The organism is Bacillus basilensis, from assembly GCF_050630465.1.
In the GTDB taxonomy this organism is placed as follows: Bacteria; Bacillota; Bacilli; order Bacillales; family Bacillaceae_G; genus Bacillus_A; species Bacillus_A basilensis.
The window spans coordinates 471,024-493,390 of record NZ_JBNTQO010000001.1; the positions used below are offsets into that span (position 1 = coordinate 471,024).

Consider the following 22,367-nt stretch of genomic DNA (forward strand, 5'->3'; position numbering starts at 1 on the left):
ATTACCAATTTAGTCGCTTTCTTAATGAAGTTATATGAGCTGTATGATGACGTCCGTGCCATGCGTATAGTCCTATTGTAGCAGCAAGTTTTGTTTCACCAGTCTCTGGATGGTTAAATGTCTTTTCCAGATCTTCAAGTTCTAAAGAATATAAAAGGTTAACCCATCTTTTATGTAATGAATCTAACATAACTAGTGAAACATCTACTGGTAATTTAGAATCAGGTAATTCCGCCCACTTCTCTTCTTTATATGGTTTAATCGTGGGATTCTTTTCTGTTAGTGCTAATTTAAAGCGTATGTAACTATTCATGTGGCTATCAACAACGTGATGGACTACTTGGCGAACTGTCCATCCACCAACGCGGTACGGTGTGTCTAACTGTTTCTGATCTAAATCTTTGATTGCCTTCGTTAGTTCATTAGGTAAATCTTCAATTTCTTGAATCCATGTATCTATCATTTCTTCAGTTATAGGACGTTTGTATGTAAATTGCCCAATTGGATAACGTAAATCATTCATGAATAAGTCCCCCTTATTATAAGCGCGAAGTATTTCTCCAAATATAATGTACAAAATTCACATGTTCCCCATTTAATTGTACAGATGTTGTATCTGCTTCGTTTTGATAAGAAGAAAAACCGCTTTTTTCTAATACAATTTGTGATGCGAGATTATTAGTAGTTGTTTTAGCATGAACCTCATTAATTTTATTATTTTTCGCTACGTCTAAAATTAATTTTACAGCTGCTGTTGCAACTCCTTTTTTAGTAAACTTTTCTCCGACCCGATAACCTAACGAACTGATTCGAGTTTCTGAATCTACATCTACTAAATTTATTCGTCCTACAATTTCATTTTCTTCATTACGAATTATATAAAAATAAGAATCTCCATTCGCTTGTTCTATTAACAAATCATCTAGTAGTTTTTGGAAATATTCAAAATCAAAATATTGCAAGCCACGATTTGGTACCATTGTTTCAAAAAAAGACTTATTCGTAAGTTCAAACGTAAATAAATCCTTAGCATCGTGTTTCTTTAATTGTTCTATGTATATTTTCATCTCGCTTACCCCTTCTATATCTACTAACTGTTATATATTCTTTTTAAATCTGTTAATTTCCTGCTATTTCTTTCGTTTCAGTAACACAACAAGTAGTACTTTTGGATGAAATAGGTGAAATGGACTACGAATTAAATTCATCACTCTTACTAATCGAATATAAACGTCAGAATCCGTTGCAGATAGTTGATATATTTGTTTCATATACCATAGCTGAAATTTTTGCTTTATCGTTAATTCTCTTTTTAGCTGTGGATGACGTGATATTTCCGTTGTTGTCATTTCCCAAGGAGTTTGTATGATATGAGCGGTCTCATTATAAAACTGCTGTGTAAATGCATTATCGAGCTTTTGTCTTCTTTGTAAAAGTAACTGCAATTGGTGAGCTTCCATAGCAGCAACTGAAACACCTTGCCCGAAAACAGGATCAAAACGACAATGAGCATCTCCAACTACTAACAACCCATCTGGTAAATTATTCACTAAATCAAATCGCCGACGTACTTGATAAGGAATTTTATACGTTTTGATATCTGAAATTGCCTCAGCTTTATTTAGAAAATCTGTCACATTAGAAATTGAGAGGTTTTCAGCAAAATCATAAAATTCCTCATCTGTTTGTGGTGCTTTCTCATTTGCATATCCACTAAAAGTAACAAAATAACGATTATCCTCAATCGTTTGAATAAGAACACCATACGGATTGTTAGGAAAACTTGGAGACATCAGCATATTACAGCAGTCTAATGTCTCATTTTCTTTAAGTTTAAACATTCTAGTTGCGTAAAATAAATCAATACGCACTTTCTCTTCTTGCACTTCGATTTCGTATTCTCGTAACCACGCTATGCTTTTTGAACTAAATCCACTTGCATCAATAATAATATCTGCTTGAATTTCTTCTTGCGTGCCTGTCTCTAAACATTTAGCTTTTACTCCACGTACTTTGTTAACCTTTCCATCTACTAATAACCCTTCAACCAGTGTTCCAAATTTACTGGTGATATTTGAAATCTGATGTATTCGTTTTTGGATATGCCATTCAAGCAAAAACCTACTTTGTTGAATCATATGTACTTCTCCTATGAATGGTTGTTTCCATAAACCAAATTGATGCCATTTTAAATCGCGGGTAAAGTTATTTACGATACTACCTGCTTCAATTAGTTCATTAGTGATATTAGGAAACAATTCCTCAATGGCTTTTTCTCCACCTTTTAACAACACATGAGGGTGATTACTTTGTGGAACTCTTTTTCTCGAAGCTTTTCCATCCCATCTTTCATCGGCTTCTATAATGATTACTTCTTTAAAAGTAGTTGATAATGCTTTTGCTGCGAGTTTTCCTGCTATACTTCCACCAATAACAATAGCTTTATTAAACATATTTTCCCCCTTAATGAAAAAAGACCCTGCCTTGTATGAATGAAACAGGATCTAAACGATTAGTTACTACATTAAAACACATGAGTAAATTGCAACGTTAAAATTAAAATACCTAATCCCCATACATAATACGCGAATACTTTTAAGGAATGATTTTTTAAATATTGTATCATCCATGAAACGGCTATGTAACCAAAGAACGCTGCTGATAACGTTCCGACAATTAAAGATGTACTTGAAATAGATTCTGCTTTCCCTTGAAAAACATCTGCAAATTGCAAAATGATAGCTCCGACAATGGCTGGAGTTGATAATAAAAAAGAAAAGTAAGCAGCAGTTTCACGGTCTAACTTTCTCCATAATGCAGCGACGATCGTCATACCAGAACGAGAAATTGCTGGGAAAATAGCAGCCGCTTGAAATGAACCTATAATTAATGCGTCTTTATATGTTATATCATCCATTTTTTTACGACCATTCTTTTGTTTATCTGCCATGTAGAGAAAGAATCCGGTCACTAAAAACTCCCAACCAATCGTGATTCCTGTTTTTGAAATATCTTCAAAGAAGTCTTTAAACAATAAACCAATTATAACTGCGGGTATTGTACCAACGATAAGTAATAACATGAGTTTTGAAAATGGGTTTTTAATTAAATATATAAATTCTTTTTTGTAATAAATAAACACCGCAAGTAAAGTCCCAATATGCAGCATTGTATCTAAAAATAAGCCTGCTTCATCTAATTGAAACAAATGCCTCCCTAAATAAAGATGACCTGTACTACTTATCGGTAAAAACTCTGTTAAACCTTGTATGATCCCTAATATAAAAGCTTCTAACCAATTCATGATGGTCCCCTTTCTTGTTTGCTTGTACCAATATATGAAGGTTAAATTTTCGATATGAAAAAAACTATATTTCTCTATGAATTTACTTTTAATTCATGGATATATGTAAAAAAGAGGTGAGAAGGCTTACTATGTGGCAACATACGAAATTCGGTAATGTCTTACTGTGGCTAGGGCCTATACTTGTGTTTGTAGGGTTATGTATGACAAATGTTATTTCTGATATTCCTTTCTTTGAGGGGAAACATAAAACGATTGGAATTGTACTTATATGTATAGGTGTATGCTGTTTTATTGTTGCTAATCATTTAAAAAAGAGCAAAATATGAAGATTAAATCTAAATAAAAAAACAATCCCAGTATATGTACTAGGATTGTTTTTTTATTACTTATTTATAGAATACTTTATCAACGTTATACTTTGCTTTATATTCATTAATGATATATGTTTCGTAGATTTCTCTTTCTGTTGGATCTTCTACGATACATGCATCGATGCGGTATACTTCATCACGGTGATTTTTAATTGGTGATACATTGTCTTCAAAATGCTTCTTAATACGTTGTCTAATTTTACGAGCTTTACCTACGAATAGAAGTTCGTCATTAATATTGTAAAACATAAAAATGCCGCCTTTATCTCTAGGGAACAAGTGGAAATCAATAAAACCATTAATTGGAGTAATGATTGGCTCGTCTCCTTTAATAACTTGTTTACGTTCAGTAATTGAAACATCAGCTTCAGGAATATTAATTTTAATCAAGTTCATTCACGTCCTCTTTTATTATAAAGATAAATAATAGCATACATATGTTAGAAAAGCTACGTTCAGAGCCATATTTCATTTTATAATTCAAATATTATAGGTGTATCATGTAAACTCTTCTTCCAAACCATATGATCACTTGATTCTCCCCAATAGGCCTTCAGTACATAACTAGGCTCTCCAAACTTCTTCATCCATATACTTTGCGCTTTTTTGTATCCACTATCTAAACAGTATTCAGTTATTCCTCTGCTAAGTAACGTAAGAAACATTGTATTTAGTAGTAAACTTCCTATACCCTTTCTTTGATACTCCGGAAGTATAAATACAGTTCCTATTTCATACAAATCCTTAAGTACACCGCCTGTACAACTATTAATCAATGTACTTGCTGGACCAACTTCAATTGTTCCAATGATTTTATCGTAATTTGTATCAATTGCTAATAAAAAGTAACGTTTTTCTCCATTACTATCAAAATCTGTTTTCAAATATTGCTTTTTCATGTTAATTTCATTTTCTATGTCATCCAATAGTTGTGACAATCCTTCGTCTTTATATGTATTCGTAATAACTATACGGAAAAACAAGTGAAGTTCCTCTAAATCATCCGAATTCGGTCTCCTAATTTCAACGTTATACATGATTTAAATCTCCATTCTATACAATTGTTAAAACCATACTTTATATACTCTATTCAACAATATTCTACAAAGCCCTGCATAGATCCAGCAGTATAGAAAGCTTAGTATAAATATTGATAAAATAATTTTTATATTCATAGTTGTATGAATAGCAGGACTAAGTACGGGAAAACGGAAAATATCTAGAACAATTATAATTCCTATTAGTAGACAAAGCGCAGAAAAGGAAACTACCCAAATTCTTCTCTTGAATTGTATAAAGGATAGTCCTAAAGCTATACCTAATAAGCCTGTAGTAAAGGGAAATACAATTAGTTCACTTGGCTCAATAATAAATAACAGGAGAATAGTAAGAATATAAGAAAGTATTCCCTCGCGAATAGAGTAGCAAATAGCCAAAAAAATTGGTAATGTCGCAAATGGGCTAATAAATAACCCTATAGCAGGAATTAAGTTACCTGCTGCTTGAAACATGGTGGACAAAGCACTCATTAAAGCTGTAATGACTAGCTTATTTGCTAGGGACAATTTTCCTTTATGTACAAAGTTCCCATCATTCTCTATCATAAGTTGACACCAATAATGTACAAACCGATTCATCAAAATACCCCCTAAAGATATCTAATTCATCACTTTCTATATTATTCATACACTAGTTGTTTATGAGATGCTTTCTACTTGTTATGAATTACTAGACAATAAAAGGCTTTTAGGGGGACAAATTTTGCGTTTTGAAATAAAATGAAATCCTTGTATTATTAAACTGCGAGTGTATATCGCATTAAGGAATAATTTCAAAAATGGTACCTTTGTTAAAATCAGTTACTTTCATAGAACCGTAAACTCCTAAATATAACCGAGTTTGATCCAAATTTGTTCCTAAACTCATATAATAAGCTGCTTGCATGCCAAAATCATAATTAGTTTCAATTACATGAAAGTCAGTATGTTTACCGTCTGTACCGGCTTTAGTATATGCTAAAACACCCTTTACTGGTGGCCGAGAATCTTCTTTCTTAGCAAGGTCGGTAAATACAACACTACTATTTAAATTCGGGATTGCAGTTCCCATATATGGCTGAACTCCTGTTAGTGAAGTTCCTCCAAACTTATCTGGTCTGGGGTCTTTATGAAAATAACTAATTAGTGGCTGAATACGCTTTGCGGATAATTCTATTGTTTCATTATAATAAGCCATTGTTCTCACATCCAAAGCAGGATTATCAGAACAGTGTCTTATAAAAGAAGTAGGTAATTCCCCTTCCCATCCCCGCCAACCAAAATTAATAAAACCATCTTGTTTGGGAGTGAGTCTCATTACATGCATTTTAACAAGTTCGGTAACCGGTATCGCTTTATATTGAACAAATGAAAAAATAGACTCTACAATATCCTGTCCGACATTACCCACATATTTAATATATTGATTATAAAACCTTTGGAATGAAATGCCGGTTATATTACGAACACCTTTCGCAATTACTGTAAGTGTTTCTTGTATAGATAGGGGAAGTTCATTAAAGCGTGTAACAACTGGAGGATTATTTATGAATGTATTTTTACTTACATCAATTTCAATTATTTTACCCGCTATTTCTAAATCATCTTGGCTTAAATTAAAAGGATCATAACCCGACCCACCATCTCCATTTGTAAAAACAAGTTTTCCCGTTTCAGGAGAAAAATTCAATGTATTCACTCCATTATGATTAAAAAATGGGCGTTTTATATTAAGTAATGTCCTACGTTTTTGAGGGTGACCGTTTGATTGTAAATTCCATTCTTCAATTGTATCAATATGATCATATTGAGTATCTCTATTTAGCCACTTTAAGTTTAAAGTTTTCGGGTCACAAGGATTCGGTTTAAATTGTTCAGAAAGTGCACCGGCTCCTTGAGTTCCAGCTGCTGAATAATGAAGATAAAATAAGCCGTTATGATTAAATTGTGGATGAAACGCAAGTCCTAGCAATCCTCGTTCATCATAACCACTACTAGAAACACCTTCTTCAGATGTACCTAATGTAATAATACGTTGACGAATATTTAAAAATGTTTTTATAGCTCCGTCTCCTATGTAGAAAATCTCCCCTAATTGTGTTGCGATAAATAGTCTTTCAGCCGACTCACCTGGAAGAATAGTTGTTTTTATTACAGTAGGTAAATTTATATTATGAACAATGGGTCGTAAACGAACTTTAACTTTTGTCAATTAACTTTACACCCCTTTATATTCTTTTTAATAGAAGAGTATGATTAGGGTGATCTTATTAGTATCAAATAAGTCGAATTCCTTTTTATTACAATTTTGTATATAATATAATTATAAATAAACTAGGGGTCTACTTATGACACTTTTACTACAAATCATCTTACCACTTATATTTGCACTATATTTATTTACCCTCTATCGTAATACAACTATTGGAAAAGCCGCTTTTCTTTTAGCAGTCATTATTGGGATTTTTGGTTTAGAGAACATTTTTCAACATGCTAATCTAACAGATCATGCTATTTATCCATATTGGGGCAGTTTGAAGGCTGTTGTTATCGTTTTATCAGTCGTATTTCTATTTAAAAAAGGTGGTTTAACAGGAGAATATTGATTTGTAATGTTGTACATATTTTCATATTAGACTGCTATTATTTTATAAAAAAAGCAATGTTTATGTAAAAACACGAAGGGATGTGTTGCATATGTCTATAAATATTATTTTTATAGTTTCTATAATATTATGGATTGTGTTGATTACAGAACTTATAAAACCTTCAAAAGAACAGAATGGACGAAAAATAGTAATGTTATTAACTGCTGGTTCCGTATCAACACTTATTTCGACAGTTTCATTTATTCAAAATATTTCGTTTTAGAATTGATAGTGATATAACTAACAAAAATATGTATACATAAAAAAGATTAGGACTGTACATATTAGATATATCTAATATGTACAGTCCTTTTGTTTACTAGTGGTTCACTTATAAGTATGTGATCCTTTTACAATTTGAATTTCTTTTTAACTTCCTTATATTTTCTATACGAACGTCTAACAACGTTTAACATAAAATACGGTATTTTAACAGGGAAAGGCAATTTATAAATGAAAGGCAAATAAAATGTAAAATATGCCTTTTCTAAGTCTATCCACTTACTATCTTCTTTTGTTTTTAAGAAATCAGATACATCGACTACATATCCCCTTCCTTTTTCCATCATCACATTTTTCCCGTGAACATCACAAGGAGTTAGTCCTTGTTTTCTTGCATACTCTAAAGCTTTATTTATATCAAGGATCACCTGCTTAGGAATTTTAATTCCCTTATGAATAGCATCGTATAAGGTAATTTCTTTTAAACGTTTCAATACTATGAAATTTTCTCCTTTATAAATAAGCTTCGAATAAGAAGGGTGATTTCCGATTCTGCGGTATACTTCTGACTCCTTTTCAATTCCTTCTCCTTCTCGCGCGTAAACTTTCACTACCCAATCTTTGTATTCTCTGTGCATGAATACTGCGGCATAATTACCTATCCCTAAACACTTCCAAAGTCTAGGAATATTATTAACTACTACAGGCTCGAATTCATCCTCGCTTCTTATGCTTACCTCTTTTAATAATTCGTCCTTTATTAATCCCACAAAACTATTTATACTCATCATTTCCACTCCGGTTTTGCTAAAAGGGGACTTACCCACATTTTAACGAAAATATACACTAAGCGAATTTTAGCATAAAACGAGTCATCTTTCTTCTTAAAATAAAAAATGACTCGTTTCATTTGAACTGTTGAATACTTAATATGTATTCCGCTATTCATAGCCAAAAACCGTACAACATAAAAATATTTCTAACTATTTTCATTTTTTCAGAGGAAACTGTATAGGGCTTTTCTTAGTGCAAGTTCTCTTGGTCATTGCCTATGCCAAATCCATATTTGTTCATCGTATAAGCATAACCTAACAATTGCGTACGCTTAGATGAACAAATAAATGGATTTAATCACAATTTGGTTAAAAAAAGACGCTACGAAAAATAAAAGCCTTGCTACATATGAATTGTAGAAAATTTTTTAAATTGCTCAATTCTTGTCCCACTCATATCTTTGTTAGCTAACACTTTAATTGTTTTAATAGTCTTTTGTTTAATTCCCACAATGCTGTTTTGTTGCTATCCCATTTCAAAAGTGTTACTGCTTCCTCAAAGCATAACCATTTATAATTTAAGTGTTCTTTAGATAATGAGATGTTTTTTGTAGGGACTTTAACTCCAAAAGAAAATTCTTTTATTACATAAACCTCATCTCCCCAAAGGAATCCTCCAACTACATCCTCTACTGGTAGTGAAGAAACAGAATCTAATTGTATATATGGACATTCTCTTGTAATACCAGCTTCTTCAAACGCTTCCCGTTTTGCTGATTCAATAGGAATCTCATCGTCTTCTCCACCACCGGCTATCCCTTGCCAATAACCATAATCACTTCGGTTGAAAATCGCATATTGAATAGAATCGTCAGTTTTTATATAAGGAAATATTAATACTTGATATGGTGCTCTCATTACTTAATCTCCTCTCGAAAATAAGCTTTAAATAAATATGAATAAAGAGCCGACATCACAATTCTACATTAATAATGCAGGTTTATGGTGGCGGCCCTCTATTTTTAAAGAATTTTATTTTTCATAAACAGGCTTACTCTTAACGGAGGAAAACCCTGCTTGTTTCCTATCGAATTCGCTTAGCATGGTTTTTTCTAAATGTTAGCAGTACCCCATATTATTCAATTGCACCAGCAACGTCATAATCATTTAAATCTAATTCCATTAGTTGTCCCAGTGCTAATTTAGCAAGTTCAGACCCTAAATATGGACCTGCAGTTAAACCTGAAGCACCTAATCCGTTCGCAACGAGAATACCTTCAAAATTAGGGAGCGGACCAATAACAGGTAAGAATCCTGGCGTAAATGGTCTGAATCCAACTCTCGTTTCAAGCATTGTAGCATTTTCTAATCCAGGTGCAACTGTTAAGGCTTTATGGAAAACTTCATTTAAACCACCAGCCGTTACACGGTGATCGAAACCAGTATCATTCTCATGTGTTGCACCAATTACGACATGGCCATTGTCAAATGTTAAAATGTATTGATCATTTGGCGGCATAACAACTGGCATATTTTCTGTTGCTGTATTTTCCATTTGCAGGTGAACAATTTGTCCTTTTTGGAACGTAACTAAGAAGTTAATTCCTAAAGGGTTTAAGATTTCGTTCGCCCATGCACCTGCAGTTACAATAACCTTTTCTGCTAAAATTGTTGCATCGTTTACTTTAACTCCCGTAATATGATTACCTTCACGGACTAATACTGCATCGCCTTTTATAAAAGTTGCACCATGTTTTTTCGCAGCGCTTATTAACGCGTTGCGTAATAATCTTCCATTTACTCGTGCAGCACCACTAATATGAACAGAACTATATTCTTCTGATAATGCCGGGAATAATTTTTTCGTTTCTTCAGCTGATAAACGCGTAATTTCACCAATCTCTGGTGCATCTTCACGGCGTTTATAAGCTCGCTCTTCCATCTGATCTAGTTTTTTCTCATCAGTATGTAAACTAATTGCACCTACACGGTTGTAACCTGTGTCCGTTTCACCGTCTTCTTCTAATTGCTGAATTAACGAAGAATAGTAACGTGCACCGCCTTTAACGATTTTATACCATGCTTTATTACGACGTTGCGAAAGCCATGGACAGACAATACCAGCTGCTGCATCCGTTGCTTGACCTACTTGTTGACGATCCACGATAGTAACGTTTGCGCCAGCCTTAGCAAGATGATAAGCACTAGATGCTCCTAAAATTCCAGCTCCAACTACAATATACGATTTCATTTCAAACACCTTTTCTCTTTTACTAATTATATAAATATAAGAACATTTCTTAGTGTAATGGAAGGAATACTTTTTTCAATGTACTCATCGATCATTGTGACTTTCCTAATGTTATTTTTTCTTTTTCCGGAATAAATCAATTGTTTTATAGCCTTGTGATAGAACCTCAATCATCTTTTCAAAACGTTTTTTACGTGTTTTTTCTTGTTTTACAGAAAACAGATTACGTGCCCAATCTTTTTTGTATCCAGGTGTTAAACTTTGATAAAACTTAAGTTCATTTGGGTGATTAGCTAATAAAGCTTCAACATCTTGAATTCGATCTGCATAATCAGCTACACATTGGCTCATTGCAGGCGTTTTCGTCGCTTTTTTCTTCTCACGCTTTAAACCTACAACAGTAAAGATGTCATCCATACTTACCATTCGCGCAAATTTAATATCGCTTTCTCCCACATATCCATCTTCTCCAACATTTAATGCTGGAAACATCTCATCACGGTGAATAAACGTACTGTAGCGAGAATTACCTTTTTTCGGATATGCGAAGAATATGTATCCTTTTTCAATTAGTAATTCTTCATTACTAATAATATAATTCGTTTGTTTTACCATTTCATCAAGTGTTTCTACAAAAATAAAAATGGCATCGTGTTCTTTTGAAAATACAGTCTCTTTTCCTGTAAAAACTTCGTAATCACTTGGTTCATTAATAACAACCATATTCGTATACTTATTAAGTTTCAATTTATCAATAATTGACATAAAAATCTTCCTTTACATTCAAAATTCATTGTTTATACTTTTTCATACTGTTCTAGTGTATTATATCTATTAAGAAAATCAAACTTTAATAGTTGTTTTAAATTAAAATAAAATAGCCGATTCTTCATAAGAACCGGCTAGCTATTTGTTTTATCATAACTCAATAGCAAATAAAGTATATAAAAGCTCTCTATATTGATCTTCTGTAATTTCACGTTTCGCTTTTTCACCATCAATTATTTCAGTTAAACTAGTATTTGTTAAAGAGACATGACCAGATTCCGTCAATTTGACTGCAATGGGCCCTTTATTGAAAATAGATTTCTCATCTTCTATTACTCTTTTTTGAACATCATTTACTACTGCCTCATCAATCATATGATTATAAAAAGCATGACAAACTTTCCACTCTCCGTTCGTATCTTTTCTTTCTAGAACGCAATTTCCTTTACTTGTATCTTTTCGTCTCACTCGATACGTACCATTTTTAGAAGAAACTGACTCACCACTAAAAGGTACAGGGACTAGAGGTACTAATGAAGCAATACCTACATCAATTAAGTATCGTACGTTATCATAATTTAGAATAATCGTTATATGTCCATCCTCAAGTGCCCAAGCGTTTATATCATTTTTATATACGGTACCTAATGCGAGTTGTACATCATAACCACAATCTTTTAAAAAGTAGTAAAAAAGAGTATTTAACTCATAACAAAGCCCGCCGCGGGAACTAGTTAAAATTTTATCCTGTAAATTTTCCATAGTAATTGTATTCGTGTTACTTGCTATAACATCTAAATTCTCAAATGGTATAGCATGTGCAAAAGCAAAGAGAATTGTATTTAATTCTTCAATCTTCACTTCACTACGGTTTGCAAGATTCAATCTTGTAAAAAGCTTATGTTGTAGATTTGTCATAGTCAGCACCCCTTAAAATATATAAGTTAAAATAGTATATGCTGATTGTAATTTTGATGGGGTACTGAAACAATGTACATTTCGTTTAACTGTACCGGTACAAAAAGTCTAACCCACAAGATTACTTAAGATAAGAAGCTACGAATACAAATTTAATAGTTTGTCTATGGGTAAATTATTATGATCGCTTAAATCAACAAAATACTGAAGCTGCCACATTTGGCTCTTTTTAGCTTGATTGCTAACAGGGGTATCCCAGATCGGATAAATCCTCATAGCCATCTTGCCTTTTTGATTTTGTGTTCTCAAGATTTTTTCCTTAAGAAGAATCTCTTTAGGGAAAATAAATTGTCCTAGTTTATTATCATCTATACAAGTGATAACTAATAAGTCAGGAGCAGCGTCATAAGGAAACGCTTGATTTTGCATATTGTCATCTTTCTCCCAAAAAGAAACAAATTGACCAATTTTATTAGGAGTAATTTTTGATTTTCTAAAACGAATGGTTTTGTTATTTAAGTAAAATAAACATCCTGCATATTCTGTGTTTTGCTTTTCTTCTTTTAGATTCGTTATCATTAAATTATTAGGTTTGTAAACTATATTGTTTAAATTTCGAATCGTATCATTATAATTGTTCAAAAAAACTCCCCCTTTATTCATTTCTTAGTTTACCACAAACATCAGTTCTTATATGTTGTAAATAATAAGCGATGTGAAAAAGAGGGAGATTTTACTGGGATATTATTATTGTTTTAATGTACTTAGTTTTTCAATTGCTTGTTGTTCAGTTGCTAAGTAAAAAATGTCATTCCCTTTATTACATTCATAAATAAAGTCTTTTAAGCTTTTACTAGTGTAAATAGAGAAATCTCCAATGATAGCAATCTTTACTCTGTAATTTATAAACTTTTGAAGAATATCGCCTGCAAGACGTGTTTTTAGATCAAAGAAACTTTCACTTATTAATGACTTGTTGATAATAATATACTTCGCATCTACCTCGTATTGAACCGTCGCCATAAGATCCAATGCAGATTGAACATCGGATATTAGTACCTTATCGTTTCTTATGATCCCAATATTTATCCCGTCGATTACTACTTTCTGTATTTCCATATTCTCACTCCTCTATAATGCTTAAGGCTTATATAAAAACATGCTTTACAACTCTTCATGAATACACATAAATGATTTGCCCTAGGTTAATATTCTCCCTATGTTGTTGTTAATGCATATTATTTTTAAACTTATTATACGGTCAATAAAATTAAGGGTAATCTATCTATTAACTATTTTTGAAAATTTATGTCTCCACAATAACATAATAAACTATCAAAAGTACTAATTCCGGCATACGGTTTTATTTCGGTAGTATTCTTAATTCTCTGAGGGTTAAACCATACTCCCTTTATATTCGCATTTTGACAACCACCGATATCCTTTTCTAAGTCATCTCCAACAAAGAGCACATCTTCTGGTTCCATATTAAGCTCATTTAATGCTAATTCAAAAATACGTTTGTCAGGTTTACTGCATCCCGCTTCTTCAGAAATAATGATTGTTTCAAAATATCTATTTAAATTCGTGTTAAATATTTTAGCTTTTTGCCTCTGAGTTGAACCATTTGTAATAATACCAACTTTAATATGCATCTTGATACTATTTAAGAAATTAATAGTATTTTTGTTTATAGAAAAACATTTAGGGAAATTATTATTCCAAAAATCTTGAATATTATCCTGTGGCAATCGATATTTCGGTGGAAATTCATCAAATAAAGACTCCAAAACTGTCGTTTTATTAGCAATGCCGTATGCTCTTTTATCGTATTCTTTGAATTTCCGTAACATGTTGTTTTTGACTACATCATTAACATCCTCATAACACTTCTCTAAAACAAATAAAAACAATTTATCTACTGCCTTATCCCTATCAAGTAACGTATCATCTAAATCAAACAGCACAGCTTTATAACCCCAAAAATCATTTCACAACCTTTCTGTCATTATGTAAATCTCTCTAAGTTCGTACCTTTAAACTTTTGGTTTTGCAAGAGCATTGTTATGTAGTGATTAACGATTAAACAGAAACAAGATAAAAGAAATCCAAAATTTGTGCCACACACTCTAGTATTACGGTAGCTTCTTCTATATTGAAATTCCTTTCCCGCTTCTGGTAAAGAAGCAAAAGTATATTTTCACAAATTTTAAGAAATTATATGCAATTTACATTATTATACATTAGCTTTTCGTAAATTTTAATCGTACATCTTTTCATACGATAAGTTTTTTCAAGCATACAATTATTTTTTTATAAAAAAGGAATATGGCTAATAATACTTTTTTGGAGAATACACATTCTTGAAAATGAAGCTAATACGTTAAACGTCCTATGAAGTTCCTATTGTATCTCCACATAAACTCCAGATAGTACGGCTATAATGACTACCAGAGGTGATATTATGAAAAACTATCATATTCTCGTGGTAGAGGATGATCAAGAAATTCAGGAATTAATTAAACAATTTTTAATGACGCAGCATTATACAGTGGTAGTCGCTTCAGATGGACTAGAAGGTATGACACAATTTAATAAGCAATCCTTTGATTTAATTCTTCTAGATGTCATGATGCCCAATCTTAATGGATTTGAAGTTTCTAAAATGATTCGAAGTCAGTCAAACGTACCAATTATTATGCTAACTGCGTTGGAAGAAGAAGAAGATCAAATGAAAGGATTCGATCTTGGGATCGATGATTATATAACAAAACCCTTTTCATTTCATGTTTTGATTAGACGAGTCGAAGCTGTACTTAGAAGAAGTTATTATAAAAATGAAAATAATCATTTGATATTTAAAGAAGTGCGTATCGATGTGGATGCATATAGAGTATATGTAAATGACGTTGAAATTATATTAACAACAAAAGAGTTTGAAATTCTACAACTACTATTTCAAAATGAGAGAAAAGTACTTACAAGAGAAAATATCGTAGAGAAGGTTTGGGGGTACGATTATTTTGGAGAAACACGAATAATTGATACACATATTAAAAATCTACGCAAAAAATTAGCTATCCCTTATATTAAAACAATAAAGGGTATTGGTTATAAAATTGATGTATAGTATTGTGAAACTCATGAAGATGAAGCAAATTACTTATAAACTCTTTATGACTACATCTCTCATTTTATTATCTTTTGCAGTATTGATTTATTTAACTTTATACTTCTTTCTTCCTACGTTTTATGAGCAATATAAAACAGATCAACTTCAAACAGGGATAAACGAAATAATTGATAAATCTAAAAATCTTACGTTTCAAGATGCGATACCACTTTTTGATGAATACGCCCAAAAAAATAATGCAATGCTTTCGCTTCAAAATAAAGAAGGAATAATTATTTACTCTCCTTCATTTTCTTTTATTCAAAGTGGTAAGCAAAAAACAGTAGTTACTAAAGCCACACGATTCGAGAATGCAAGTACCCTTAGCAATTCATATAACGTTACGAAACCAATTCAATTCCAAGATGGTAGTTTAACTCTTGTAGTGTTTGCTACATTTCAACCGATTGATGAAGCTTCACAGGTTTTAGTGCGCTTTCTCCCTTATATTAGTATTATTGTGCTCGTTATTGGTATAGGGAGTGCTTATTTTTATTCTAGGTTTATTACAAAGCCACTTATTTATATTAATGAAGGTGCACAAAAGATGGCAAATTTAGATTTCTCCGAAAAAATTGAGGTTCGCTCTACAGATGAGTTAGGAGAATTATCTAATAGTTTGAATGACATGTCTATTAACTTACAACAAGCTATGTTTGATTTAAAAAAAGCAAATGAACAATTAAAAAATGATATTGAAAAAGAAAGAGAAATAGAAACAAAACGCAGAGAGTTTTTTGCGATTGTAGCACATGAATTAAAGTCCCCTCTTACTGTAATGAAAGGATACTTAGAAGGGATGATATACAATATTGGCCCTTATCAAAATCGCGATCAATATTTAAAGAAAAATCATCAAATTATTGAAAGTATGGAACAATTAGTTCGTGAAATTTTAAGCGTATCGAAATTAGAACAACACACCTTCAAACTAAAAGTAGAGGAAGTTACTCCTTCAAAGTTAATAGGTACAATCACAAAAGATCTCGAATTTTTTGCTGCTCAAAAAAGCATCGAAATAATAAAAGAAATTGATTCTGACCTTTCTATTTATACAGATTGTGCTCTTTTAGAAAAAGCATGTAAAAATATTATCCATAATGCGGTTATGTATTCACCACATAATGAAAAAGTCTATATAAAGTTAAGCGAGAATTCTAAACAAGATCAAATCGAAATACAAATTATAAATACAGGTGTCAATATTAAAGATGAAGATTTACAACAAATTTTCAAACCATTTTATCGAATTGAAAAATCAAGAAATCGAAATACTGGAGGAAGTGGTTTGGGGCTATATATTGTTAAACAAATTCTTAAAACGCTAGATATAAAGTTTTCAATAAAAAATATGGAACATAGTGTGCAATTTTGCATGAGGATTCCATTATCTAAACATAAAAACAAACAAACTCTCCTTTAAATAAGACGAGTTTGTTTGTTTTTGTAGTAAGTATAAACTTATTAACAGGTTTTTCATTTAATGACATATGCTGCTTCTTAAATGGCGATTGTCATAAGTATTGACAAACTGTATTCAACTTAAATATTTACCTTCTACTATAAAAGCAAAAAAACGAAATTCCGCTTAGCAGCAAATTAGATTCTCTTATTTGAGCTGCATTTCATCTATGAAACTGAAAAGGAGGATGAAAAATGAATATTTGCCTCCATTTTTCAGATTAATTTGGAATTCTTTTATGATAAGCTATATGTAAAGATTAAACATAAAGGATGATTCGTATGCAAATAAGACCACAAGTAAGTGAATATAACTCCTATTATGCAGCGTATACCAACTTGGTATCAGACGGAAATATCATACATATTCTAGAACAACAAATGAAGGAAACGAATCTTTTATTAAAGGGAATTTCTGATAGTGAGGGACTTTTCCGGTATGCTCCTACTAAATGGAGTATAAAAGAAATAATCGGTCATATAGCAGATACAGAACGTATTATGGCATATCGATTGCTATCTATCGCTCGAGGCGAGACAGCAGAACTTCTAGGCTATAATGATGATATGTATGTTCTTAGAGCTGCTTTTGATAAGCAATCTATGCAAGATCTTCTTGAGAATTTAATAGTTGTTCGCCAATCTACCCTGTATTTACTTAGAAGCTTAGATAAAGAAGCTTGGTCACAAAGAGGAAATGCGAATAATTCTGAAGTTACAGTTCGTGCATTAGCATACATCATTGCTGGTCATGAGCTTCATCATCTTCAAATTATAAAAGAACGTTACCTTGGTTCTGATGCATATCCAGTAAGTTAATATTTAAAGAAAAAGAATCCTATTTATGTAGGACTCTTTTTCAGTATTTATAGCGGATTAGCGCTTAGAATCATGGCAATTAAATGCATTTATTTACAAAATTCACCACATAATATATATGCTATCCCTTTTTATTCTGTACATAATTTTCTTTAGGCTGATATAGTATAAACACAATAGTTCTGGAAAGGTGATGATATTATGTATGAACAACAAAATAATAGAGATAGAGATCAAAAAATGATGTTTTTCATGCAGGGAGTTCCCTCAAATAAAATTAACATGAATCAATTACCTAAATGGATTAGAATTTTTGGCTATTGTGCGTTTGGTTGGATAATAGTATTTAGTTTAATTATGATTGTAGGTTTAATTCTGCAATAACTACACAGATAAACAGTTAAACGGGACAGCATTTAGATTATATATCTAGGTATTGTCTCGTTTTTTATGTGTGATTATCCCATGATATAGGTAACCAATTATAATAAAAAGAACTTGTAGAATATCCTACAAGTTCTTTTTCGAATATTATTAAAACGGGAACAACAAACTATTTTAACATTCAGTACAGGGAGACCATTTTGGTTATGGCTTGATTTTATTATAAATTAAATATAAGTTTTTGAAAGGGATATATCTTGAAAATTATGTGAATTGAACAGCTACGATGTTTATATTAGATTTCATTTACGACCAACTTCTTCTTACTTAAATATACTGCACGATCTGATTTTTTAGCAACCTCTTGTGAGTGCGTCACAACAATAATGCATTTATTCTCTTTATGTGCAAGTTCTTGAAACAGTTCTATTATATCCATTGCAGTTTCCTCGTCGAGGTTTCCTGTCGGCTCATCCGCAATCAGTAAATCAACATTACAAGATAGTGCTCGAGCAATTGCTACACGCTGTTGTTGTCCACCGCTTAGTTGCAATACGTTTCGTTTCGCTTCAAGTTCTGTGAGTCCTACCCTCTCTAATAATTCTAATGCTCTTGCTGTTTTATTTTGCACTTTAACACCTGTAATTTCCATTGCTGTTAAGACGTTTTGAAGAGCGGTCATATAGGTAATTAAGTTATAAGATTGGAAAATTACAGATACATTTTGATTACGGTATCGATCCAAACCAATTTTTCTAATATCTTTGCCATTATACAGTACATGACCATTTTTAGGGACATCCAGTCCACAACCTAAGCTCAGAGTTGTGGTTTTACCAGATCCAGATGGTCCTAAAATCGTGTAGAAATGCCCTTTTTGAAAAGAAAAGTTAACATTATCTAGTATCGCTACATTTTTTCCATTACTTTCATAATAATAATCCAAATTTTTAAACTGTAAAATCGTCTCCATATCGAGCCTCCTCATTCATCTTTTAAAAGAATTTGTTTTGGGTTTAAACGTAGAATGGATAATGATGGAAGAAGCGTTGCTATTATAGCAATAGCTAGTCCAATTCCACCCATTTTCCCTACATCTTCTCCTGTTACACTTACATCAATTTTATCAATTGGATCTTCTTTTTGATTTTGTAGAGTACCACCAGGTCCAGCCATCATTACAGTACCATGTTGCGAGGTATCTGTTTCTTCGCTTGCAGTAGCAATTTCATTCGAAAGTAAATTATCCCCGATATATTGAGAAACTTTAGCTCCTGTTGTTACGGATAATCCAAATGCTAAAATAGCGACACATACTACTTCTACTACGAACTGTGCCATCAGTTTCCACTTTTTCTCTCCAATGGACAATAGAATTCCCATTTCTTTACGACGTCCTTTAATTGATAGCATAATGATTAATCCTAAAATAATCGCACCTGCAATCGATACAATATAAATAATCATTTGAGAAGTCGAAGAGATATTTTCGATAGGACCAATCATTTGCTTGTACAATGAATCATGTGCATCTAATTTATAATAATTAAAATCAATATTAGATTTTTTTGCTTCTTTTTTAAATGCATCAATATATTGTGGATCATTCAAGAAATACACGACTTGAACACTACTTATACCTTGGTCTACTTCTAATTTTTTCATAGTTGAATGCGGCATATATAGTTTATTAGCTGGATCCATAATAGGAGGAGCCTGTTGACCCATTGCTTGCTCATTTGTTTCGTAAATACCGATAATTTTAACCTCAAGGGTTTCCTTCTTATCCCCTGATTGCACTTTAGCTTTGTCTCCTACTTTCAAATTGTTTAATTCCGCTAATCGTTTTTCCATTAAAGCTACATTCTGATCCTTCATTTGCTCTGTAATTGGTTTTCCATCAATGATTTTACTTTTTCCGTTTTTAAAGCTTTCTTGTAATGCAGTCTTGCGGACCCCCTCAATCATAAAAGAAGCATTCATATCTATTTCTGTACCAGAGCTTGAACCGCCTCGCACAGCCGCCATTCCCGCTTTACCTTTTCCTTCTTCTTCTCCTTCTGAAGCTCCTACTAGTTTAAGTCCATCAGAAATACCGAAAGTGTTAGCTATGTAATTATAGTCTTTTACATACTTGGACTTCGCTAATTGATCTGTTTCTTGTGTATCGAGCTGCGGCGGATTTGGCATTTCTCCAGTTTCCTTAGCTTTTTGACCTAATTTGTCGAAATCAAGACCTAAAGTAACATCTGCACCAAGTTTTTTTCTTGCAGCATCCGCTGCTTTTTTTGACGCATTTTGGATTGTGAAACCTGAAAGAACCAAATTTGTAACAATCAGAAAAACTGCCATCAAAATTAATGATGTTCCTATCCTTTTTTTCATACTGAGAATTGCTCGTTTCATAAAATTCATTTTTTCTTACCTCCTTGATATCTTGTATTCTATATAGGTTATCTAGAGTTTATATGGAGCTAATCGGTAGTTTAACTAGAGATATAAGGAGTTTATGTGTAGTTATTCATTTACCTGTTCAAGAAAAACTAGAACACAAATTCAAAAACGCAGTCGTTGTTGAATATTGGTAAGGAGTTAGTCAATTTAATATGCAAATTTATCACCTGTTTTTATAATTCAAGCACCTACTATTAGGAAAAGAGAATATTTCCTAATTAATTTAAAACATAAATTTTGTCTATGTTTTAAACAATATGTATTTTGGAGGAGGTTAATTTGATTTTTTCAAAACTCATTGATCGGTACGCCTTATATGATTTACACAAAAAAAGAAGTGTAGCGTTTCAGTATACTTCCCTTTCTAACACTTCATTAAATATAAAGGACATAGAATCTTTTTATAAAGCAAAACCATCACATATTCATTTTGACATTAAGCATTCAAAGCAGAAAAATGAATACATGGTTGGGCAATTCAAATATAAAAGCTCGGTTCAATCCGGTGATTCACGCAACGACTCTGTAACTGGGGAATTATTCTTACATAATAATGAAAATACACCTCATGTTATCTTTGTTCACGGTTGGAGAATGGATTCTAGCGAACGTGTGAAAAAAATATTCAACGATCATATGACCAGCCTGAAGTGGAATATGTATTATTTCACTCTACCCTATCATTTTGAAAGAAAACCCGATCAATCCTTATTCAGTGGAGAGTATATGGTAAGTGCAAATATTGAACGAACAGTACACGCAACTAGACAAGCGATAGCTGATTTACGAGCTTTGATTAAATGGATTAAAGCAAACAAAAATGGTCCCCTGATTCTAATAGGGATTAGTTTAGGCGGATTTATTACTAACTTAACCTCTCTTGTTGAAGAAGAAATTGATGTGTTAGTATCCATTTTCTATGCAAATCGACTTTCTTATTCTATTTGAAATACAACTCCGGGTAAATTTATTAGAGAAGACTTGGAATATCATGGTGTTACGTATGATGATTTAATAGATTATTGGAAAATCACTGAACCGAGTCAAGCATTGCCAAAAGTAAAAAAAGAAAATATTTTATTAATTTCAGGTAAGCACGATCTATATGTGCATTCTGAGGATACAGACTACTTGTGGGAATCTTGGGAAAGACCTACACGATATATTTATACATGTGGGCATGCCGAGATCGTTCTTAAACGTAAAAAAATTGCAACTGATACTATTGATTTTATTCAAAATCGATTGAACTCCCCACACTTATCCAATGTCATGCCTTAAATTGCGAGATTACTAAGTACAAAATCTTATACTTATATTGTTATATTTTTTACTAGTCACCTTTGTAAATCTTAGCCCCAAGCCTTACACGATTGAAAATGAAATAAATAAATAAATAACTAAGGAACTAATTTACCATATGGAAAAACATTGCTCAGCATTTTCACCAGTGGTCCCTGTATATGCAATATTACATACAAAAATCTTTATTTATTACGTTATTAATTTAAAAATAAATTATTCATCCATTAATCTATACCATCCGTATTTACATTTATGGATACCCTAATTACATATGAAAAAGAGAGAAGAACATTGGTTAGTTCTTCTCTCTTTGTTTATTTTTAAGATAACTATCTATAAAATTTTGCTTTTCATAATTCTTCATGAGTCTAGAAAAGAATCTAATTCTTTTCTAGACTCAAAAAGAAATTTTTCTAATGTACATAATTACAACGACATGAAAACACTTAGCTCTTAAATCCACTACTTGTATTATTG

24 protein-coding genes and 1 pseudogene are annotated in these 22,367 nt (G+C 32.0%); 7 read left to right on the forward strand and 18 right to left on the reverse strand.

All coding sequences use genetic code 11. The features are described 5' to 3' along the window. Window position 1: 1 nt before the first annotated feature. The 4 genes from ACQVV1_RS02475 to ACQVV1_RS02490 form a co-directional block, all read right to left on the reverse strand. A complete protein-coding gene (locus tag ACQVV1_RS02475; protein WP_063223459.1) occupies window positions 2-523 on the reverse strand; it encodes a YfiT family bacillithiol transferase in 522 nt (173 codons plus the stop codon). Between the two features lie 16 nt (window positions 524-539). Continuing rightward, the gene (locus ACQVV1_RS02480; RefSeq protein ID WP_242253511.1) at window positions 540-1,067 is read right to left on the reverse strand and encodes a GNAT family N-acetyltransferase; all 528 of its coding nucleotides are present in this window, start codon (window positions 1,065-1,067) and stop codon (window positions 540-542) included. Between the two features lie 63 nt (window positions 1,068-1,130). Then, window positions 1,131-2,453 carry an FAD-dependent oxidoreductase gene (locus tag ACQVV1_RS02485; RefSeq protein WP_431168566.1) on the reverse strand — a complete coding sequence of 441 codons (1,323 nt, stop codon included), beginning with the start codon at window positions 2,451-2,453 and terminating at the stop codon, window positions 1,131-1,133. A 71-nt stretch (window positions 2,454-2,524) separates the two neighbouring features. Continuing rightward, on the reverse strand, window positions 2,525-3,304 hold the full coding sequence (locus tag ACQVV1_RS02490; RefSeq protein ID WP_063223456.1) for an undecaprenyl-diphosphate phosphatase: 780 nt from the start codon (window positions 3,302-3,304) through the stop codon (window positions 2,525-2,527). Between the two features lie 131 nt (window positions 3,305-3,435). Here ACQVV1_RS02490 and ACQVV1_RS02495 point away from each other — a divergent pair, with 131 nt between their 5' ends. After that, the gene (locus ACQVV1_RS02495) at window positions 3,436-3,633 is read left to right on the forward strand and encodes a hypothetical protein (protein ID WP_431168568.1); all 198 of its coding nucleotides are present in this window, start codon (window positions 3,436-3,438) and stop codon (window positions 3,631-3,633) included. Window positions 3,634-3,693: 60 nt separating this feature from the next. Here ACQVV1_RS02495 and ACQVV1_RS02500 read toward each other — a convergent pair whose 3' ends face one another. The 4 genes from ACQVV1_RS02500 to ACQVV1_RS02515 all read right to left on the reverse strand — a co-directional run bounded on the left by ACQVV1_RS02500 (window position 3,694) and on the right by ACQVV1_RS02515 (window position 6,927). Continuing rightward, window positions 3,694-4,074, reverse strand: coding sequence for a nucleotide excision repair endonuclease (locus ACQVV1_RS02500; protein ID WP_001048941.1), 381 nt, complete (start codon window positions 4,072-4,074; stop codon window positions 3,694-3,696). Window positions 4,075-4,151: 77 nt separating this feature from the next. Beyond that, window positions 4,152-4,715: a GNAT family N-acetyltransferase gene (locus ACQVV1_RS02505; protein WP_063223454.1), complete on the reverse strand. Its 564-nt coding sequence runs from the start codon at window positions 4,713-4,715 to the stop codon at window positions 4,152-4,154. A gap of 27 nt (window positions 4,716-4,742) precedes the next feature. Further along, a complete protein-coding gene (locus tag ACQVV1_RS02510; RefSeq protein ID WP_431168569.1) occupies window positions 4,743-5,315 on the reverse strand; it encodes a hypothetical protein in 573 nt (190 codons plus the stop codon). A 181-nt stretch (window positions 5,316-5,496) separates the two neighbouring features. Continuing rightward, entirely contained in the window at window positions 5,497-6,927 is a 1,431-nt protein-coding gene (locus tag ACQVV1_RS02515) for a PQQ-dependent sugar dehydrogenase (protein ID WP_309260220.1), read from the reverse strand. Between the two features lie 136 nt (window positions 6,928-7,063). Between ACQVV1_RS02515 and ACQVV1_RS02520 the strand changes: the two genes are divergently transcribed. Then, window positions 7,064-7,321 carry a hypothetical protein gene (locus tag ACQVV1_RS02520; protein ID WP_242253519.1) on the forward strand — a complete coding sequence of 86 codons (258 nt, stop codon included), beginning with the start codon at window positions 7,064-7,066 and terminating at the stop codon, window positions 7,319-7,321. Window positions 7,322-7,713: 392 nt separating this feature from the next. Here the strand turns inward: ACQVV1_RS02520 and ACQVV1_RS02525 are convergent, their stop codons facing one another. The 8 genes from ACQVV1_RS02525 to ACQVV1_RS02560 all read right to left on the reverse strand — a co-directional run bounded on the left by ACQVV1_RS02525 (window position 7,714) and on the right by ACQVV1_RS02560 (window position 14,262). Beyond that, window positions 7,714-8,376 carry a protein kinase family protein gene (locus ACQVV1_RS02525; RefSeq protein WP_242253523.1) on the reverse strand — a complete coding sequence of 221 codons (663 nt, stop codon included), beginning with the start codon at window positions 8,374-8,376 and terminating at the stop codon, window positions 7,714-7,716. Window positions 8,377-8,826: 450 nt separating this feature from the next. Then, window positions 8,827-9,276, reverse strand: coding sequence for an NUDIX hydrolase (locus tag ACQVV1_RS02530; RefSeq protein WP_309260222.1), 450 nt, complete (start codon window positions 9,274-9,276; stop codon window positions 8,827-8,829). Window positions 9,277-9,493: 217 nt separating this feature from the next. Next, a complete protein-coding gene (locus tag ACQVV1_RS02535; protein WP_242253528.1) occupies window positions 9,494-10,609 on the reverse strand; it encodes an NAD(P)/FAD-dependent oxidoreductase in 1,116 nt (371 codons plus the stop codon). Between the two features lie 111 nt (window positions 10,610-10,720). Further along, window positions 10,721-11,374 carry a YdeI/OmpD-associated family protein gene (locus ACQVV1_RS02540; RefSeq protein WP_242253529.1) on the reverse strand — a complete coding sequence of 218 codons (654 nt, stop codon included), beginning with the start codon at window positions 11,372-11,374 and terminating at the stop codon, window positions 10,721-10,723. 153 nt (window positions 11,375-11,527) lie between these two features. Further along, window positions 11,528-12,295: an arylamine N-acetyltransferase family protein gene (locus ACQVV1_RS02545; protein ID WP_309260225.1), complete on the reverse strand. Its 768-nt coding sequence runs from the start codon at window positions 12,293-12,295 to the stop codon at window positions 11,528-11,530. Window positions 12,296-12,433: 138 nt separating this feature from the next. Beyond that, window positions 12,434-12,937 carry a MepB family protein gene (locus ACQVV1_RS02550; protein WP_431168572.1) on the reverse strand — a complete coding sequence of 168 codons (504 nt, stop codon included), beginning with the start codon at window positions 12,935-12,937 and terminating at the stop codon, window positions 12,434-12,436. Between the two features lie 105 nt (window positions 12,938-13,042). Continuing rightward, on the reverse strand, window positions 13,043-13,414 hold the full coding sequence (locus tag ACQVV1_RS02555) for a DUF4180 domain-containing protein (protein ID WP_242253537.1): 372 nt from the start codon (window positions 13,412-13,414) through the stop codon (window positions 13,043-13,045). A gap of 173 nt (window positions 13,415-13,587) precedes the next feature. Then, window positions 13,588-14,262 carry an HAD family hydrolase gene (locus tag ACQVV1_RS02560; protein ID WP_242253539.1) on the reverse strand — a complete coding sequence of 225 codons (675 nt, stop codon included), beginning with the start codon at window positions 14,260-14,262 and terminating at the stop codon, window positions 13,588-13,590. 497 nt (window positions 14,263-14,759) lie between these two features. On the opposite strand from ACQVV1_RS02560, the gene ACQVV1_RS02565 reads away from it, so the two are divergent. The 4 genes from ACQVV1_RS02565 (at window position 14,760) to ACQVV1_RS02580 (ending at window position 18,131) form a co-directional block, all read left to right on the forward strand. Next, window positions 14,760-15,425 carry a response regulator transcription factor gene (locus ACQVV1_RS02565; protein WP_242253542.1) on the forward strand — a complete coding sequence of 222 codons (666 nt, stop codon included), beginning with the start codon at window positions 14,760-14,762 and terminating at the stop codon, window positions 15,423-15,425. After that, window positions 15,418-16,890 carry a sensor histidine kinase gene (locus ACQVV1_RS02570; RefSeq protein ID WP_242253543.1) on the forward strand — a complete coding sequence of 491 codons (1,473 nt, stop codon included), beginning with the start codon at window positions 15,418-15,420 and terminating at the stop codon, window positions 16,888-16,890. Before ACQVV1_RS02565 ends, ACQVV1_RS02570 begins: the two co-directional genes overlap by 8 nt. Window positions 16,891-17,210: 320 nt before the next feature. Continuing rightward, window positions 17,211-17,747, forward strand: coding sequence for a DinB family protein (locus ACQVV1_RS02575; protein WP_242253545.1), 537 nt, complete (start codon window positions 17,211-17,213; stop codon window positions 17,745-17,747). Between the two features lie 201 nt (window positions 17,748-17,948). Continuing rightward, window positions 17,949-18,131, forward strand: a complete 183-nt coding sequence (locus ACQVV1_RS02580; protein ID WP_048560893.1) for a hypothetical protein — start codon at window positions 17,949-17,951, stop codon at window positions 18,129-18,131. Window positions 18,132-18,426: 295 nt separating this feature from the next. On the opposite strand, the gene ACQVV1_RS02585 is transcribed toward ACQVV1_RS02580, so the two are convergent. Both ACQVV1_RS02585 and ACQVV1_RS02590 read right to left on the reverse strand, forming a co-directional pair. Further along, on the reverse strand, window positions 18,427-19,104 hold the full coding sequence (locus ACQVV1_RS02585; protein WP_242253093.1) for an ABC transporter ATP-binding protein: 678 nt from the start codon (window positions 19,102-19,104) through the stop codon (window positions 18,427-18,429). Between the two features lie 11 nt (window positions 19,105-19,115). Beyond that, complete coding sequence (locus tag ACQVV1_RS02590) at window positions 19,116-20,546, reverse strand: ABC transporter permease (protein WP_431168575.1); 1,431 nt, start codon at window positions 20,544-20,546, stop codon at window positions 19,116-19,118. Between the two features lie 318 nt (window positions 20,547-20,864). Here ACQVV1_RS02590 and ACQVV1_RS02595 point away from each other — a divergent pair. Next, window positions 20,865-21,866: pseudogene (locus tag ACQVV1_RS02595) on the forward strand (alpha/beta hydrolase). The last annotated feature ends 501 nt before the right edge of the window (window positions 21,867-22,367 follow it).

Bases quoted from the DNA above. Each gene is read 5' to 3' on its own strand.
- ACQVV1_RS02475 (WP_063223459.1), bottom strand. From the start codon at position 523: ATGAATGATTTACGTTATCCAATTGGGCAATTTACATACAAACGTCCT.
- ACQVV1_RS02480 (WP_242253511.1), bottom strand. From the start codon at position 1,067: ATGAAAATATACATAGAACAATTAAAGAAACACGATGCTAAGGATTTA.
- ACQVV1_RS02485 (WP_431168566.1), bottom strand. From the start codon at position 2,453: ATGTTTAATAAAGCTATTGTTATTGGTGGAAGTATAGCAGGAAAACTC.
- ACQVV1_RS02490 (WP_063223456.1), bottom strand. From the start codon at position 3,304: ATGAATTGGTTAGAAGCTTTTATATTAGGGATCATACAAGGTTTAACA.
- ACQVV1_RS02495 (WP_431168568.1), top strand. From the start codon at position 3,436: ATGTGGCAACATACGAAATTCGGTAATGTCTTACTGTGGCTAGGGCCT.
- ACQVV1_RS02500 (WP_001048941.1), bottom strand. From the start codon at position 4,074: ATGAACTTGATTAAAATTAATATTCCTGAAGCTGATGTTTCAATTACT.
- ACQVV1_RS02505 (WP_063223454.1), bottom strand. From the start codon at position 4,715: ATGTATAACGTTGAAATTAGGAGACCGAATTCGGATGATTTAGAGGAA.
- ACQVV1_RS02510 (WP_431168569.1), bottom strand. From the start codon at position 5,315: ATGAATCGGTTTGTACATTATTGGTGTCAACTTATGATAGAGAATGAT.
- ACQVV1_RS02520 (WP_242253519.1), top strand. From the start codon at position 7,064: ATGACACTTTTACTACAAATCATCTTACCACTTATATTTGCACTATAT.
- ACQVV1_RS02525 (WP_242253523.1), bottom strand. From the start codon at position 8,376: ATGATGAGTATAAATAGTTTTGTGGGATTAATAAAGGACGAATTATTA.
- ACQVV1_RS02530 (WP_309260222.1), bottom strand. From the start codon at position 9,276: ATGAGAGCACCATATCAAGTATTAATATTTCCTTATATAAAAACTGAC.
- ACQVV1_RS02535 (WP_242253528.1), bottom strand. From the start codon at position 10,609: ATGAAATCGTATATTGTAGTTGGAGCTGGAATTTTAGGAGCATCTAGT.
- ACQVV1_RS02540 (WP_242253529.1), bottom strand. From the start codon at position 11,374: ATGTCAATTATTGATAAATTGAAACTTAATAAGTATACGAATATGGTT.
- ACQVV1_RS02545 (WP_309260225.1), bottom strand. From the start codon at position 12,295: ATGACAAATCTACAACATAAGCTTTTTACAAGATTGAATCTTGCAAAC.
- ACQVV1_RS02555 (WP_242253537.1), bottom strand. From the start codon at position 13,414: ATGGAAATACAGAAAGTAGTAATCGACGGGATAAATATTGGGATCATA.
- ACQVV1_RS02565 (WP_242253542.1), top strand. From the start codon at position 14,760: ATGAAAAACTATCATATTCTCGTGGTAGAGGATGATCAAGAAATTCAG.
- ACQVV1_RS02570 (WP_242253543.1), top strand. From the start codon at position 15,418: ATGTATAGTATTGTGAAACTCATGAAGATGAAGCAAATTACTTATAAA.
- ACQVV1_RS02575 (WP_242253545.1), top strand. From the start codon at position 17,211: ATGCAAATAAGACCACAAGTAAGTGAATATAACTCCTATTATGCAGCG.
- ACQVV1_RS02580 (WP_048560893.1), top strand. From the start codon at position 17,949: ATGTATGAACAACAAAATAATAGAGATAGAGATCAAAAAATGATGTTT.
- ACQVV1_RS02585 (WP_242253093.1), bottom strand. From the start codon at position 19,104: ATGGAGACGATTTTACAGTTTAAAAATTTGGATTATTATTATGAAAGT.
- ACQVV1_RS02590 (WP_431168575.1), bottom strand. From the start codon at position 20,546: ATGAATTTTATGAAACGAGCAATTCTCAGTATGAAAAAAAGGATAGGA.